Below are 16361 nucleotides of genomic sequence, written 5' to 3' on the forward strand. Positions count from 1 at the left end.
TCGAGACGGCGGGAAGTTTCCAGATGGTGAGAGAGTTCCAAATCATGGCGCTATCTGTGAAGTAACCTGGGGTCGGCTCAGGTGCCGTTCAAAGATGTCCTCGCTGTCGCCGAACGCGGCGACCGCACCGTCCTCCATGATGGCAATCTTGTCCGTGGCGGCGAGAAGACCCATCCGGTGAGTGATGACGACAAGGATGACGCCTGCGAGCTTCATGCGCTCGATGGCATCCAGGAGCATTCGCTCGCCCCCGTAGTCGAGGCTGGCGTTGGGTTCGTCGAGAACGATGAGGCGTGGACTGCCGAAAAAGGCGCGGGCAAGACCGAGGCGCTGCCGATACCCGCGCGAGAAGGTTGCTTCACTCTGAACCACCGTGTCGTAACCCAGCGGCAAGCGCATGATCGCCCCATGGATACCGACGAGCTTGGCCGCTTCGATGACCTTCCGCCGATCGGCATCGTCAAGGCGTGCGATGATGTCGTTGATCGTGTCGCCGAGGAGGTTGATGTCCTGGGGGAGATATCCGAGGCGGTCGCCTTTTAGGCCCTCGCGAAACAGCGAGACGTCGGTATTGTCGAGGACGACACGGCCATGCGTTGGCATCGACAGCCCGGCGATCACCTGGCCGAGCAAGGACTTGCCTGACCCGGACGGACCGATGATGCCAAGGCATTCTCCGGGCATGAGGCTGAACGAGACGCCGTTCAGGAGCAGATGGTTGGTCCCCGCAAGCCTCACGTCAACATTGTCGACGACGAGGCCGCTTCGCGCCTGCAGCGGAGAAACCTCTGGGCTCTGCTGCCGGGCGACGGGAAATGCGGCGAGAAGTGCGCCGAGCCGCTGACAAGCGCTCACGGCCGTCACGAGTGATTTCCAGCCTGCGACCGCACTTTCGACCGGCGCGAGCGCCCGGCTGAACATCAGCGTGGAAGCAAAGATGATTGCCGGACTCTTCCCGTGATCGAGGACGAGCCATGCGGCAGCCCCCATGATCAGGACCTGCGACACCGCGCGAACCGGCTTGGCGGCCAGTGAGACGATCTCGCCTCGCCGGAGTGCCACATCGTGCTCTCTGCGGGCGTGCTGCGCGTCACGGTGGATCATGCGCGCAGCGCTATCGAGCATTCCCATGGCGCGGATCATGTGGATGTTGCTCGCTGCAGTCTGGAGGCGGCCGCAGCTTCTGGATAGCGCGGCGCCGGATCTGAGCAGAACGTCTTCCGTGACCAGCTCTCCGGCAACCGTGAGCGCGAACAGGAAGGCGACGCAGCAGGCGCCCACCACGCCGAGCAGGGGATGGATCAGAACGAGGACAAGGAGGAACAAGGGCGCCCAGAGCGCGTCGAACAGCATCGGACATGCGCCGGATTCGACGAACTGGCGCAGCACGGTGAGATCCCGATATGCGCCCGATGCTTGCGTCCAATCGCTGCGAAGCGCCGATTCGAGGCCGGCCGAAATCACGCAGGGACGAAGGCGATCGTCGAGCCAGGCGCCGAGGCGTCCCAGGACGGCGCGCCGCAATGCATCAAAGACGCCGCCGACGACCACCGTGATCGCGACAATGAGCGTGAGCAGGAGCAACGTCTCGCCGCTCCGGCTCGACAACACCCGGTCGTAGATCTGAAGAAGATAGATGGAGGGCGCAAACAGAAGCAGGTTGTAGCTGCAACTATATGCGAATACGAGACCTAGTGGTCCCACACAGGACCGGAGGGCTGCGTGCAGTGGCGTCCGGACCTGCGGCAGGATGGGCAACCGAATGGGCGGCATCAGCATGATCGTCACCGCCTGAAATCGAGGTCCGGTGCACTTGACCGATGGCCAACGTCGTCTGCCAACGATATCGTATCGGCGGGGTATTGGCTCGAACTTCAGACCGGTGGCGGCGGCCACCGGTCCCTGCCAGTCGGACGAGCCGGTGGTCAGAAAGAAGTATCGAGATGGAAGCTCACTTCTCCGCCGAGCGCGGCGTTACCGTCTCCGCCATTGCCGCCGATGCCGGCCACGACCTCTTGGTGCTGGTCCACCGCGAGCTTGTTGATCTGGGTCGCATCCGTATTGGCGTATACCTTGGAGGTATCGTAACCGCTGTAGGATTTCTGGCTTCCGTTCGACTGGGCGTCTCCGCCATGGGCCTTCGAAAACAACGAGGCCTGCGCGTTGGCGCCGCCGGCATCCCAGTCTGCCGTCTGATTGACGTGATCGCCGGTGCTCACGTGCACGTCGGCACCTTCCGCCTTGTTGGTTGGATCGAAGTTGAGCGTCGGCTTGCTGATGATGGCTCCCTTGAAGGTGCCGTCGCCGCCATTTCCGACGTTCTGACCACCGGTGCTGATCGATTTGAATCCGATCGAGTCCGAGATGTTGATCGCTTTGGGCAACATTTGAGCCTCCTGCTTTCTGTTGGCTTTCGTGCATCATCCATCCCGATCAGGCGGACGCGCGCGGCAAGTCTGATCCGCCCAAGCGCGATGGCGATAGATGTCAAATCGGACACCATCCGGTCTGGTCGACCTACGTACGAAAGTATGACATTCGTCGCACAACATCGGAGCTCGAAACATCCGGGAGGGTCCGCAGGGCGAGCTTGCATGCGCAGAGTATCGACGCAACTCGCGATCGGGCTTGTGCGAGCGGCGCGATGTTTCGCTATCCCATCAGGTGAAGATCCGACAGAAGATGGGCGGAAAGATCGCCACCCAGCGCGAGATTGCCGTTGCCGCCGTCCCCGCCAAGCCCGGCGATCTGGACCGCACTCTGGTCGATGTGCACGTTGTTGACCTGATCGGCTAGGGCTGTCGAATGGGGACCCGCGATTGCGATATTGATGGGTGCATAGATCGCGACGCTGACATCGATCAGGCTGCCGACAAAATAGCCGTTGCCGCCATTGCCTGCGCCGTTCGAACCGGTCGCGATCGTGTCGGAGCCGCCCCACAAGCCATGGGAAAGAAGGCTTGCATGGCCGCCCGCCGCGGCGTTGCCGTTGCCGCCGTGTCCGCCAATGCCGGCGATCTGAACTATGGATTGATCCACGTAGGCGTCATTTGTCTGGACCGAATGAACGTTGGAGCCATAGCCCGCGACTGCGATGTTGATCGGGTCGTACAGTACGAAGGAAGTATGGACGAGCCCGCCGTAGAACGCGCCGTCGCCGCCATTGCCGGCCTGGCTTCCGCCCGTTTGAACGTCCCAGATGCTCCCTCCGTTGCTTGATCCCCAACTGGGGTCTAGCGTGATAACGCTGCCGCCGGCGGCCACATTGGCATTTCCGCCACTTCCGCCGACGCCCGCGATCTGAGTGGCCGATTGATCGATGTCGACCGTGTTCGATTGACTTGCATGCGCAGTGCCGCCCGAACCCGCCATCGCAATATTGATCGGATGATAGATCACCACGGGAGCGTCCACTATCGCACCCGAAAAATAACCGCTGCCCCCATTTCCGGCGCCGTTGTCGCCGCTCGCGATCACGCCGGCGCCCAACGACGTACTGACGCTCCCACCCGCTGCAATGTTGTCGTTGCCGCCATGGCCGCCGACGCCGGCCATCTGAAAAGCGGATTGATCGACATTCAAATTGTTGGATTGGTTGGCTAGAGCGACCGAGCCGTATCCCAGGCTCACGGAGATGTTGATCGGTTCATAGACCAACAGGGACGCGTGAATGATCCCTCCGTAAAAGTGGCCATCCCCGCCGTTCCCGGCCGTGTTCGCCCCACTCTCGACCGAAGCAATGCTCATCCCGGGATAGGATGCGCCGGCAGCAGGCTTCGTGGACGGAGCATCCAGACCCGCCGCAGCGTGGTCGCCGGCGTGGCCGCCCGTGTCGATCCCCGATGTGGGATGTTTGGATTGAACCGGGTCGGAGTCATTATGCTGGGTATTCGCGCTCGCGGGGTGCGCTCCAGGACCTGCAAACGGGCCGGGACGATGGACTAGGGCGCCACCGCCGACCGCGTCTGCCACGAACGGGGCACTCGGCGCAGGGCTCTGTTCGTCCTCGCCATCGTACCCATCGTGGTGAAGAGAGGCGTGATGCAGCCGGATTCCATCCGACATCCGCGAAAAATCCATCGTAGCCTCCCTCATCGCAATCGCTCCGCGCGATCAGACGGGTTCTGCACTCCGGACAGAATGTCATCCTGGGAAGGTCGAATGCCCAGTCGTCAGTTCGGATATGGCGCTTCGTCTGGCACCCGTAACATCGGCTACATCCGTTCGGGTGCGGTTACAGCCTTTGCTGGCGCGGAATTCGTAACTGCGCCAGGGAGGTGGAGAAAAACTAAAGAAGTGTTCTCCCATGCTCCAGATCAGGATCTATGACGCGCAGAAGAATGCGCGCGAGGAAATCTACCGGGGTTCCGGGTACTCGACCAAGCTATGCACGAGGTGGGGCGGCAAATTGAGACGAGCGGACCGATCTAACCTTAGGAAAAGTCCTAACTGTCGGGGGTAGTCGGTGTCGTGTGCACTGGGAGATCAAGACAAATCAACGCAGAGTCAGTTTTGGGATGGTCGCGCTCGGCCGTTACGGCGTGCTCTTCAAGTTGGCGACTTGCCCGAGCTTGGGACGCAAGGATAGGCGGACGATAGCGGTCACCCGCTACCAAGGCTCAGATTTTGCGCTCCAAACTACGATTTTGTACGATTTCTAACGCTAGGTGGTAGCGCCCCAACGTCGGCAGATCAGCATCTACAGCAACGACTGTTTGCTGGGCGTGCCTAAGCCGGTTTGCCGAAAATTGGCGGCGATGAGATGGGTGACCTTGGGCTCGGCCGCGGCGCCGAATTTGCGGATGGCGTCCTGAACGGCCCTGTCGGTATTGGTCACGCGCTGGTGTTGCCGCAAGTGCTCAAGCCAAGACGCGACCATAAACGTCTCCAGAAAGCGTCCGCTCTCGGCGGCGTCTTCGAAGACGTCCCAGGAATATGCGCCATCACGCCTTCGTTGTTGCTCCAAGTCTCTGATGGAGACGAGGAAGGCTTCGCGGCGCTCCGCGGAGATGCGGTACTCGACCGTAATCAGGACTGGCCCGCGGTCAGCGTCTGCCTCGATTGCCAAGACAGGTGAGGGCCAGTGCATCGAGGGCGCAAGATCGATGCCTGCACCGGTTTGAAGCTTCCAGCGCCAGGTCAACGCGATTCCTGCGACGGCGCCCGCAGCGGCTAGGAAGTGCGCCGTAGGCAAGCCGAGTCCAGAGGCAATTTGACCCCAGAGCGCGCTGCCAGCGGTCATCGCGCCGAAGAACACGGTGACGAAGATCGCCAACCCCCGGCCGCGCACCCAGTCCGGCAGTGAGACCTGAACTGAGACATTGACCGTCGCAAGGACGCCGATCCATGAGATACCGGCGATCAGGCACGCCGCAAGTCCGATCTCCGCGTGACGCGCGATGCCCAGGAGGATCAGACTAAGCGCCGTGCCGGCGGTGCCGGCCGCAACGAGCCCGTTGGGCCCGAAGGTTGTCTTCATCCAGGGCAGTATGAACGCACCGATGACGGCACCCACGCCGATCGCTCCGAGCAAGATGCCGTAGAGTGCTGGACCGCCCGCGATCTGATTGCGCGCCACGAGGGGGAGCAGTGCCCAATAGGCGCTCGCGAAGAAGAAGAACGCCGCCGCCCTGACGAGTGTCGCACGAAGCTTCGGATTGAATCGCGCATGGCGGAAGCCGATCACCATGGCGCCAGCGAGACGTTCCGGTGGAAGCGCGCTGCCTTGCGAAGACGCCGGGCGCCACCACAGGAGCGCTCCGATCACGGCGAAATTGCTCAGAGCATTGATCCAGAAGGGGGCCGCGATGCCGAACCCGCCGATGACGGCGCCACCCAGCGCCGGCCCGATGGCTCTGCTGATGTTGACGCCTACGCCGTTGCCGGCCACGGCCGCGGCCAGGTCTTGCCTCGGGACAAGCTGAGGGACAACCGACTGCCATGCGGGCGCGGTGAACGCAGCGCCGGCGCCGAGCAGAAACGTGAACAGCACAAGGATGGGCGGAGTGACGAGGTTAAGCCCGACGAGCACCGCACTTGCTGCCGCGATGATTGTAAGGACGATTTCACAACCAATCAGAAAACGGCGTTTGTCGACAGTATCCGCCAGCGCGCCAGCCGGCAGCGCGAACAGGAACATCGGAAGGCTGCTCGCGACCTGAACCAAGGAGACGGTGAGGGGATTGGCATCGAGGCTGGTCATCAGCCATCCGGACGCAGCGTTGTACATCCAGGTGCCGACGTTGGCGACGACGGTTGCGATCCAGACAACCGTGAACGTGGTGTGCCGAAACGCGATCCACGGGGAAGTGTCGGGCACCGTCGACGATGGATCCGGCTTTTCGTTGGATAGGGGCATTGATTCACTCAAACCATCGAACCCGCGCAAGGCTGGCGGTGTCGGATCAAAATGCTCGAGAATCCGAGCGTCGCGTCAGTCGTTCGTCGGTTTCAACACGGTGGTGTAGTTCGCCGGTAGCCACTCGAACCGGCCATCGACCGAGCGGATATGTCCGATTCCAGGAAAGGCGATGTGAGCCGCCGCGATCCACGTCGACGTCCGCGCGGCCCGAGCGAAGGCTGCCGTGCGTTCCAGTTCCGCCGACAGCGGATTGCTGTCGTAAGTCACGGTCACGGCGGGATCGGGAAACTGGATCGGCGCAACATGGACTAGATCGCCCCAGACAAGCAATGTTTGCCCTCCGCTCGAGACCTCGTACGAGGTGTGTCCTGGGGTGTGCCCGGGAGTAGGAATTGCACGAATCCCCGGCGAAAGCTCCTGACCTTCCGAGAAGGGCTTCAGCCGGCCGGATTCCCTGTAGGGCTTCAACGAGGCGCGATCGCCTTCGAACATCGGCTTGAGGAATTTGGGAGCTTCACTCTCGTTCTTGGCGTCGAGCCAGTAGTCGAGGTCCTTCTGGTTGACCCTTATGGTTGCATTGGCAAACGCAGGCTTTCCTTCTGGAGCGATGCCGCCGACGTGATCGGCATGCAAGTGCGTGAGATAGATCTCGTCGATCTGCTCCGGTCTGTATCCGGACGCGCGCAGATTTTCGAGAAGGTGCCCGCAACATGCGCCATAGAGGCTGCCGGCGCCGCTGTCGATCAGAATGAGCCTGTCTCCCGTGTTGACCAAGAAGGCATTGATCGAGCCTTCCACGGGAGCTGCGAGATCGGAGGCGGCGAGCACGGCATCCCCTCTACCGGGATGGCTTTCCGCGAGCTTCACGGCTTTCCGGTCTCCGCCCGGCATCGTCTCGTTCCTGGTCATCACGTCGTGGACTGGAAACGGATGGGTCCCGTCGAGCAAGGCCGTTATCTCCATGCGCCCGAGCATGATGCGATAGAAGCCCGGCGCCTGGGTGCGTACCTGGGGAGCGCCGGCATGCACCTGGCCGTGAGACAGCAGGGATACGAATGTCAACATCGCGACGGTGCGGATCGGCTTCATCCTTGTCTCCTCATCGCCAGGTGTCCCGGTTCAGTCGACGGCATGACATGGTGCGGTTGAGGATTTCATCCGTTCCAGCCCTTCAGAAAATCGAGAAGAAGCTTGTTGACCGCTTCCGGTTGTTCTTCCTGCGGAAGATGGCCGCAACGTTCGATCGGGGCGACCGAGAGGGTTTCCGCCATCTCGCTCCAGACCGCCTTCATGTCGAAGAGACGGCCGACGGCGCCGAAGTCTTCACCCCAAAGGGACAGCACGGGACACCGGATCTTCTGCTCGGCGTCCTCGAGATCCTGCGCGATGTCTTCTGCGCTGGCGCGATAGTCGGACATCGCGCCCCGTACGGCGCCAGGCGCGCTGTAGGACTTCACGTAGGTCTCGAACGCCTCGCCGGAGATCGTCATCGGGTCGTGGCACCAGTCGGAAAAGAAGTGACGAAGCCAGATGTCCTCGCGTCCCGCGATCAGTGCCTCCGGCAGGTCGGGGATCTGGTGGAATATGAAGAACCAGTATTCGCGGGCGACTTTCGCAGTCATCTCGCGCGCGACGATGCGGGTTGGAACGTTATCCATGACGACGAGGCGATCGACCAGATCCGGGTGGTCCTTGACCAGGCGGGTCGCGACCCGCGCGCCGCGATCGTGTCCGATCAGTGCCACGCGCCCCACGCCGAGTGTCTTCAAGAGCTCGACGATGTCGTTGGCCATCGTCCTCTTGTCGTAGCCGTTCGGCGGTTTGTCGGTCTCGCCGTATCCGCGCAGGTCCGGCGCGATTACCCGGTAGTGGGGGGCAAGCGCCGGTATCTGGAAACGCCAGGCGAAGCTGGTCTCCGGGAAGCCGTGCAACAGCACGATCGGAGGACCGGCCCCAGCCTCCAGATAGAACTGGCGGATGCCGTTTGCTCGGCAGGTTGCGCGACGAATGGTGGTCACCGATGTCATGCCCGGAGTAAGAGGTTTCCGGGCACGATCCTTGGTCAAGTCGGAGGGGACTGATTGCAGGTTGTCACGGCGTTTTGCACGATTGCGTCGCTGTAGTTGCGGAAACGGTCGGTTGGGGCACCGAATTTTACCCTGGCGGCGGTTCCAAGATCGGGAAAAAGTCCAAGACGCGCGGCGATGTTCGGGATTGCATGTTCGTAACGACCAGCAACGCAAGGGAGAACGAGGATCCGCGAGGTGGACATGGTACCCCGAACGGACGGCTTCGGGATCGAGGATCAGGCAGCAACTGCGTGAACGCACGGGGACTTCATCACGTCACAGCAATCATCGGCGACGTGCGGCGCGCCGGCGGCTTCTACGCGGGTGTGCTGTCGCTCAATCGGGTCAAGAAGACCGTCTGCTATGACGACCCCGGCAGTTACCACGTCTACTACGGCGACGACGTCGGAAATCCGGGCACCGTAATGAGCACGCTGGCCTGGAATTGCGTGACGCCGGGGCTGACCGGCGCCGGCGAGGTGGTGCAGACCGCCTTCCGCGTCGCAGGGGATTCACTCGACGGGTGGGCCGATCGGCTCGCTTCTGCGGGTGTGCCCTATCGATCGGAGGTGTCGCCCTTCGGCGAGCGTACGCTCTGTTTCTCGGATCCCGATGGTACGGCCCTCTCGCTGATCGAGACATGGGAGGGACGATCGGGGCAGGCGGACCCAAACTCCAAGGCCGATCTCGCGCTGCGCGGCCTTCATGGCGTCACGCTGAATGTCCGCGAGGAGGATGAGACCATCGACATCCTCCAGAAGGTTTTCGATTTCCAGCTGGTCTCTCAGAGAAACGGCGCCATGCGCTTCGTGGCTCATGACGGTCCGGGCGGGACGATCACCTTGCGCATGATCGGAAAGTCATCGCGGGGGCGCCTCGGCGGCGGCACCATCCGGCACGTCGCCTTCCGCGCGAGCAATCTCGACGATCGATCGGAGATGGTCGAGAAACTCCAGTCGGTGTACGGCATCGTGGTGAGCGATCCCATCGAGCGGACCTACCTGAACGCGGTCGGCTTCCGCGCCCCCTGCGGCGTGCTTTTCGAGATCGCGACCGACGGCCCGGGTTTTGCGGTCGACGAGGCGCCGGAGCAGCTCGGCCAGCAACTTCAGCTTCCCGCCTTTCTCGAAGAGCGTCGCGCCGAACTGGCGGCGATCCTGCCTCCGCTCGCTTGAACTGCCTGTCGACCATCGCGAGCCCGACCTTCCATGAAATCGGTCAGTCGCGGGCACATGAAGTCAAGGAATGCTCTCACGCGAAAGGGCAGCCGCGGTCCACCGTGATAAAGCGCATGAATTTGTTCCTCGTCACCTGCCGTGCCCTTGAGAACCTCGACCAGGCGGCCAGCCGATATGTCGTCGCGGACGTGATAGTCGGCGAGCCTTGCAAGGCCGATGCCCACGATTGCCATTCGCCGCAGGCTTTGAGCGTTGTTTGCGAGCAGCGAGCCGCTGATTACCCGGTCGGCAATTCGCCCGCTCTCCTTCAGAGGCCAGACCGGGGCAGAGCGCCGGAAATTGAATCCCAGGCAGTTGTGACGTGAAAGGTCCTGAACCCTTTTTGGCTCACCTAGCCGATTTATGTAGTCTGGAGATGCGACGATCCTTCTTTTGACGACCCCGATGCGTCGGGCAACCATCGCGGAGGCTTGCAACGGCCCGACCCGGAAGGCGACATCGGTCCGGTCGAGGTACATGTCGACGATTTCGTCGGAGAGCGAGATGTCGACCACGATCTCAGGGTGTGCTTGCCAAAAGGCGGGGAGCAGAGGCTCGAGGCCGAGAATGCCGAAGGACACCGTGGTGTTGACCCGGATCGTCCCGCCGGCCGCCGCTGCACCCCGAGAAATGCCGCGTTCGATGCCATCGAGTTCGGCCAGCAGTGCAACACTCTTGTCGTGGTACATCCGACCCTCTGACGTCAGCGACAGCCGCCGCGTCGAACGCTCGAACAGTCTGACGCCGAGCCGCGCCTCGATCCTTCCGATGAGCTTGCTGACGGTTGACGGTGTCATCAACAGTCGACGGGCTGCCTCGGAATAGCTCTGGGCTTCCACCACACGGAGGAAGACCTGCATTTCCCCGATGCGATTATCCATCGTGTATCCATCTATGAAACCGTTTCACAGATAAAGTGGAATTGGAGCGGATTATCAAGTCCGCCAAATGTCACCTATGCTGGGTCATCGTTTCGTTTTGCGATCGATTTTCCTGCTGACACGCCACTGTCGGATCGGTGACTTGAACGAGGACGACTATCGCTCTAAGAGGAAAATCGGTGCGGCGGACGTGATCTGCAGGTGGTCCTTCGGACTCATGATGGCGGCATATCCAATGATGGATAGCTTTGAATACCCCGATGATGGAAGAGTCTGATAGTACGACCGGCGGCTTCTACGGTCGTCGCCTCAGCCAGCACCTGGGAATGGAGGGTGACTGCCTGCTGCGCATCAAGCGCGAAGGGCAGTTGGCACTGGCGATGACCCGGCTGACCTGCTCTCAATTCGTTCGGGAGCGGACCGCGGTCGTTCCTTCCGAACCGGCCTTCAGCATCCTGCAACAGCTCGGTGACCTCGATCGGCATTCCTGTTGGCTCGCTGGACGACCGAGATATTCGGGAGCTTTCGGTGCGGGGACCGTGAGCGTCATCAATCTGATGGACAACCCTCAATGTGAGTTCAAAGGCCCGTTCGATGCCGTTCAATACTACGTGCCCCAGACGGCCCTCGACGAGTTTGCCCGTGAGCACGGGGCCAAACCGATCTCGACGCTCAAATGGAGCAGGGATCAGCGTGACCCCTTCCTGTCGACCCTGTCCAGCGTTCTGCTCAGTGCGGTGGAGCAGGATCCGACGAGCAATCAGCTCTTCGTCGATCAGATCGGGTTGAGTGTTCTGGCCCATTTCGCCCAAACCTATGGCGGAATGCGCCCACAAGGAAAAGCTGCGGGTGGAGGCCTTGCCCCCTGGCAGGAGCGTCGCGCCAAGGAAATCATGCGAGCGCGTCTCGCCAGCAATCTGACGATTGCCGACGTCGCCGCCGAATGCAAGTTGACGCCAAGCCACTTCGCCAGATCGTTCCGGCGCAGCACGGGCGTTGCCCCGCACGAATTCCTGTCCCAGCTTCGCATCGACGAGGCGAAGCGCCTCATGCTGAGCACCAAGCTTCCGCTCGCCGACATTGCACTGATCTGCGGCTTTGGCGACCAGAGCTACTTCACCCGGGTGTTTTCCCGCAACGTGGGGGCCAGCCCCGGAGCATGGCGAAGGGCCCGCTCCGAGGGCTGACGCAAGCAGGATCCTGTCTCAAGCGGGTCGGATCATGTCGCGGGCGTAGGCCAGGCCGATCCCGTATCCTCCGGCATGAGATTCGACGATGGCGCGTGCGCCATCGTAGGTTTCATGCCTCGTCCAATCGCGCTGCATCTCGAGCAGAACCTGGATCCAGGATGTGAGGCGGGCGCCTGCGGCCTGCATCCGGCCGAGAGCCAGTTCGTGACTCGCAGTCGTCAATCCTCCGCAGGCGTCGCCGACGACGTAGACTTCCAAGCCGGCTGACAGTGCAGAAAGCACCGCGAACGTCACGCATGCCTCGGTCAGCAGACCCGAAACGATCAGGCGGCTTCGACCGGTGGCCAGAACGGCCGCGCGCGCCTTGTCGTCTTCCCACATGTTCATGCTGCGCCGGTCGATCGGCTCGACGCCTGGAAGCGCCGCCTTGACCGCCGGCATCAGCGGCCCGCTGTACACTTTCGTCGCCGAGGTGGAGGCGACGACCGGCAGGCCGAACACGGTCGCGGTCTTCGCGAGCGCGACCACGCTGTTCATGAGAACCTGCCGGTCGATCGACCCCACTCCGAAAGCCAGGCCGGCCTGTTGGTCGATCAAAAGCAGGGCGCAGTCCCTGGGCTCGAGCAGATGAAGCGGATTCGGGGCCATCGACTTTCTCCGGTTAGGCCTTCAGGAACGCGAGGAGGTCTGCGTTGACCTGGTCGGCATGCGTCGTCGCCGTTGCGTGCGGAGCGCCCGGATAAATCTTCAGCTTGGCGCCCTTGATCATCTCGGCGGCCAGCTTGCCCGTGTAGGGGAACGGCACGACCTGATCGTCCTCGCCGTGAATCACCAGGGTGGGCACGTCGATTTTGGCCATGTCGGGCCGGAAGTCGGTTTCCGAGAACGCGGTCACGCAATCGATGGTCGCCTTGACCGACGCCTGAAGCGCGATCTGAAGGGTCTGCTTGAAGACGCCTTGCGACACCTTCGTGCCGTGGTTGGTGCCGTAGAAGAGGGGGCTGAAGTCGTCGAGGAGTTGCGCACGGTCCTTCACCAGGCCGGCCTTGATGCCGTCGAACACCGACTTGTCGACACCGTCATGGTCCGCGGTCTTGACGAAGAGGGGCGTCACGGCGCTGAGCAGGACGAATTTGGCGACCCGCGACGTGCCGTGCCGCGCCACGTAGCGCGCGATGTCTCCGCCGCCCATGGAGAATCCGACCAGCGTCACATCCTTCAGGTTGAGATGATTAACGATGTCAGCGATGTCGTCGGCGAAGGTGTCGTAGTCGTAGCCCGTCCAGGGCTGGCTCGACCGGCCGAAGCCCCTGCGGTCGAACGCCACCGTTCGATAACCGCGCTCGGCGAAGAAAAGCATCTGCGCGTCCCACATGTCCGCGCTGAGCGGCCAGCCATGGCTGAACAGGATCGGCTTTCCGCTTCCCCAGTCCTTGTAATAAAGCTCGGTGCCGTCCCGCAATTCAAGCAAGGCCATCGTTCGCTCCTGTGACGAATTGATGAAAACCGAACGGCATTCTGCAAGGCGGTTCGGTCCTCCTGCCCGCAAGTTTGCGGATAGGGCGCGGATTGGCTTGCACGATCTGCGCGTCGTTTGGACATGCTGGCGATCTCCGACCGGCGCTGCGGACATGCGCCCGGCAATTCGCCGCACGTGAATGATCATCGCGCCGAAATCCAAGCCGCGACGAAATCGTCCAAGCGTTGGCCGGCGTTCAGGGTTCACGATACAGCCGCCCATCCATCCCCTTTCGCTCGATCGCTCATGCCGATCGCAAGGAGAACTTCTCGATGTCGAAACTCGATATGCTCACCCCCGACAACAGCGCGATCGCTCTGATCGACTACCAGCCGGCCATGTTCCAGGGCGTTCAATCGCATGACCGCCTCGTCACGGTTAACAACGTCCAGATCCTGGCAAAGGCCGCCAAGCTCTTCAAAATTCCGACCGTGCTGACCACGGTGGCGCGGGATTCCTTCTCCGGCCCCTTCATGCCGGAAGTCGCCTCGCTGTTTCCGGAGCACGACATCATCGACCGCACGTCGATGAATTCCTGGCTCGACGCGAACTTCCGCAAGGCGGTGGCTGCCGCCGGTCGCAAGAAATTCGTGCTGGCCGGTCTCTGGACCGAGGCCTGCGTGATCTTTCCGACCCTGGACATGCTCAAGGAAGGTTACGAGATCTACATTGCCGCCGACGCTTGCGGCGATCTCTCGCTCGAAGCCCACAACCGCGCCATGGAGCGCGCCATCCAGGCAGGAGCGGTTCCCATCACCTCGTCGCAATACGCCTACGAGCTTCAGCAGGACTGGGCGCGCAGCGAGACCTACGAAGGAATGATGGACATCCAGCGCGCGCATTCGCCCTACGGAATCCAGATCCGCTTCTCGAAATGGGCACTCGGCGAACATGCCTCCGAAGGGGGCGCGAAAGCCGGCTGAACCTCCTCCAATTGCGGATCGCCGTGATGAAGATCTATCTGTTGTCCCTTGGCGCCGGCCTGTTGGTCGGCGTCATCTACAGCCTTCTCAACGTGCGCTCGCCCGCGCCGCCGCTGGTCGCGCTGGTCGGGCTTCTTGGCATCCTCGCCGGTGAGCAGATCGTTCCCGTGGCCCGGCAGCTGTTGTCCGGGCACGGGCTGGCGTCGGCGTGGCAGCAAGCCAAGTGCGCCCCGCACATGTTCGGCATGCTGCCCGGTCGTCAAAACGACCAATCGAAAAATGCCGCCTCGGTGGACGGCCAGGAGAAACATTCATGAGCTCCGCACCCGATATCATCCTGCATCGTGGTCTGTTCACGACGCTCGATCGCTCGAACCCGGCGGCTTCGGCGGTCGCGATCGCCGATGGCCGCTTCGTCGCGGTCGGGCACGATCATGACGTGATGAAGCTGGCGGGGCCGTCCACGAAGATCGTCGATCTCAGGGGACGGCGCGTGTTGCCGGGCCTGATCGACAACCACCTTCACATCATCCGCGGCGGTCTGAACTTCAACATGGAGCTGCGCTGGGACGGGGTACGCTCGCTCGCCACTGCGATGGATATGCTGAAGCGGCAGGTCGCCGTCACGCCACCGCCGCAGTGGGTCAGAGTGGTCGGCGGATTCACCGAACACCAATTCGCGGAGAAGCGGCTTCCGACAATCGACGAGCTCAACGCCGTCGCGCCCGACACGCCGGTCTTCCTGCTGCATCTCTACGATCGGGCCATCCTGAACGGCGCGGCGCTGCGGGCCGTCGGTTATGCGAAGGACACGCCCGAACCGCCGGGCGGCGAGATCATGCGCGATACCAAGGGCAATCCGACGGGTTTGCTGCTGGCCAAGCCCAACGCCAACATCCTCTACGCGACCCTTGCCAAGGGCCCGAAACTTCCGTTCGATTATCAGGTCAATTCGACGCGTCATTTCATGCGCGAACTGAACCGGCTCGGCGTCACCGGTGCGATCGACGCCGGCGGAGGATTCCAGAACTATCCCGACGACTACGCCGTCATCCAGAAGCTGAGCGACGAAGGCCTCCTGACGATACGACTCGCCTACAACCTTTTCACCCAGAAGCCCAAGGGCGAGAAGGCAGACTTCCTGAACTGGACGAAAACCTCGAAGTACAAGCAGGGTGACGACTATTTCCGGCACAACGGTGCCGGCGAGATGCTGGTGTTCTCGGCGGCCGACTTCGAGGATTTTCGGGTCGCGCGTCCGGACATGCCTGCGGAGATGGAAGGCGAGCTCGAGGAGGTCGTTCGGGTCCTCGTTCAGAACAAATGGCCGTGGCGTCTCCATGCCACCTACGACGAGACGATCTCACGGGCGCTGGACGTGTTCGAGCGGGTCAATCAGGACATGCCCCTGGAAGGGCTGCACTGGTTCTTCGATCACGCCGAGACGATCTCGGACCATTCGATCGATCGCATCGCGGCGCTCGGCGGCGGCATCGCCGTGCAGCACCGGATGGCCTATCAGGGCGAATACTTCGTGGAACGGTACGGAGCGGGAGCCGCCGAGGCGACGCCGCCGGTCAAGAAGATCATCGACAAGGGCGTCAAGGTGTCGGCCGGTACGGACGCGACCCGCGTTGCGTCCTACAACCCGTGGGTCTCTCTGTCCTGGCTCGTCACCGGCCGGACCGTCGGCGGGTTGCGCATCACGCCCCAGCGCAATTGTCTGGATCGCGAGACGGCGCTGCGGATGTGGACCGAAAACGTGACGTGGTTCTCGAACGAAGAGGGTAACAAGGGTCGGATCCAGGTCGGCCAGCTCGCCGACCTCGTCGTCCCGGACCGCGACTACTTCTCGTGCAGCGAGGCCGAGATCGCCGATACGACTTCGCTGCTGACCATGGTCGGAGGCAGGATCGTCTATGGCGCGGGAGACTTCTCCAAGCTGGAGAGCGTCACACCGCCGCCCGCCATGCCGGACTGGTCGCCGGTCCGCCGCTTTGGCGGGTACGCGGCCTGGGCCGACGACACGGCAAAGACGAAGGATACCAGCCTCGCGATGAAGGCCATGCAGATGTGCGGCTGCGCCAATTCCTGCGGCGTCCACGGACACGACCATGCGGCGGCCTGGTCGAGCCGGTTGCCGGTCTCCGACCTCCGAAGCTTCTGGGGCGCGCTGGGGTGCGCCTGCTGGGCGGTCTGAC

The 16361-nt window shown here is 62.3% G+C and carries 14 protein-coding genes; 5 read left to right on the top strand and 9 right to left on the bottom strand.

The features are described 5' to 3' along the window. Positions 1-42: 42 nt before the first annotated feature. The 6 genes from EI171_RS12770 to EI171_RS12795 all read right to left on the bottom strand — a co-directional run bounded on the left by EI171_RS12770 (position 43) and on the right by EI171_RS12795 (position 8388). Positions 43-1779 (bottom strand): type I secretion system permease/ATPase, encoded by a 1737-nt coding sequence (locus tag EI171_RS12770; protein WP_161536992.1) that lies wholly within the window; start codon positions 1777-1779, stop codon positions 43-45. A gap of 146 nt (positions 1780-1925) precedes the next feature. Further along, entirely contained in the window at positions 1926-2387 is a 462-nt protein-coding gene (locus tag EI171_RS12775) for a hypothetical protein (protein WP_011089707.1), read from the bottom strand. A 265-nt stretch (positions 2388-2652) separates the two neighbouring features. Beyond that, the gene (locus tag EI171_RS12780; protein WP_246740532.1) at positions 2653-4080 is read right to left on the bottom strand and encodes a hypothetical protein; all 1428 of its coding nucleotides are present in this window, start codon (positions 4078-4080) and stop codon (positions 2653-2655) included. 619 nt (positions 4081-4699) lie between these two features. Continuing rightward, a complete protein-coding gene (locus EI171_RS12785; RefSeq protein WP_161533503.1) occupies positions 4700-6358 on the bottom strand; it encodes an MFS transporter in 1659 nt (552 codons plus the stop codon). Between the two features lie 75 nt (positions 6359-6433). Then, positions 6434-7450, bottom strand: a complete 1017-nt coding sequence (locus EI171_RS12790; RefSeq protein WP_161533504.1) for an MBL fold metallo-hydrolase — start codon at positions 7448-7450, stop codon at positions 6434-6436. 65 nt (positions 7451-7515) lie between these two features. Further along, positions 7516-8388, bottom strand: coding sequence for an alpha/beta fold hydrolase (locus EI171_RS12795; RefSeq protein ID WP_161536993.1), 873 nt, complete (start codon positions 8386-8388; stop codon positions 7516-7518). 293 nt (positions 8389-8681) lie between these two features. Here EI171_RS12795 and EI171_RS12800 point away from each other — a divergent pair, with 293 nt between their 5' ends. Beyond that, positions 8682-9605: a ring-cleaving dioxygenase gene (locus EI171_RS12800; protein ID WP_038965611.1), complete on the top strand. Its 924-nt coding sequence runs from the start codon at positions 8682-8684 to the stop codon at positions 9603-9605. Here the strand turns inward: EI171_RS12800 and EI171_RS12805 are convergent. Then, positions 9539-10528, bottom strand: a complete 990-nt coding sequence (locus EI171_RS12805; protein WP_161533505.1) for a LysR substrate-binding domain-containing protein — start codon at positions 10526-10528, stop codon at positions 9539-9541. The two genes, EI171_RS12800 and EI171_RS12805, sit on opposite strands and share 67 nt — an antisense overlap. A gap of 260 nt (positions 10529-10788) precedes the next feature. Here EI171_RS12805 and EI171_RS12810 point away from each other — a divergent pair, with 260 nt between their 5' ends. Further along, entirely contained in the window at positions 10789-11715 is a 927-nt protein-coding gene (locus EI171_RS12810) for a helix-turn-helix domain-containing protein (protein ID WP_161533506.1), read from the top strand. Between the two features lie 18 nt (positions 11716-11733). Here the strand turns inward: EI171_RS12810 and EI171_RS12815 are convergent, their stop codons facing one another. Together EI171_RS12815 and EI171_RS12820 are read right to left on the bottom strand one after the other, a co-directional pair. After that, entirely contained in the window at positions 11734-12366 is a 633-nt protein-coding gene (locus EI171_RS12815) for a hydrolase (RefSeq protein ID WP_028174177.1), read from the bottom strand. A gap of 13 nt (positions 12367-12379) precedes the next feature. Then, a complete protein-coding gene (locus EI171_RS12820; RefSeq protein ID WP_161533507.1) occupies positions 12380-13195 on the bottom strand; it encodes an alpha/beta fold hydrolase in 816 nt (271 codons plus the stop codon). 314 nt (positions 13196-13509) lie between these two features. On the opposite strand from EI171_RS12820, the gene EI171_RS12825 reads away from it, so the two are divergent. The 3 genes from EI171_RS12825 to EI171_RS12835 are packed head-to-tail and all read left to right on the top strand — an operon-like array spanning position 13510 to position 16360. Further along, positions 13510-14160, top strand: coding sequence for a hydrolase (locus EI171_RS12825; protein WP_161533508.1), 651 nt, complete (start codon positions 13510-13512; stop codon positions 14158-14160). A 26-nt stretch (positions 14161-14186) separates the two neighbouring features. Further along, positions 14187-14477 carry a XapX domain-containing protein gene (locus EI171_RS12830; RefSeq protein ID WP_038965613.1) on the top strand — a complete coding sequence of 97 codons (291 nt, stop codon included), beginning with the start codon at positions 14187-14189 and terminating at the stop codon, positions 14475-14477. Continuing rightward, positions 14474-16360, top strand: a complete 1887-nt coding sequence (locus EI171_RS12835; RefSeq protein ID WP_161533509.1) for an amidohydrolase — start codon at positions 14474-14476, stop codon at positions 16358-16360. Before EI171_RS12830 ends, EI171_RS12835 begins: the two co-directional genes overlap by 4 nt. Position 16361 lies beyond the last annotated feature (1 nt).

This window comes from Bradyrhizobium sp. LCT2, assembly GCF_009931255.1.
GTDB classification, from domain to species: Bacteria; Pseudomonadota; Alphaproteobacteria; order Rhizobiales; family Xanthobacteraceae; genus Bradyrhizobium; species Bradyrhizobium diazoefficiens.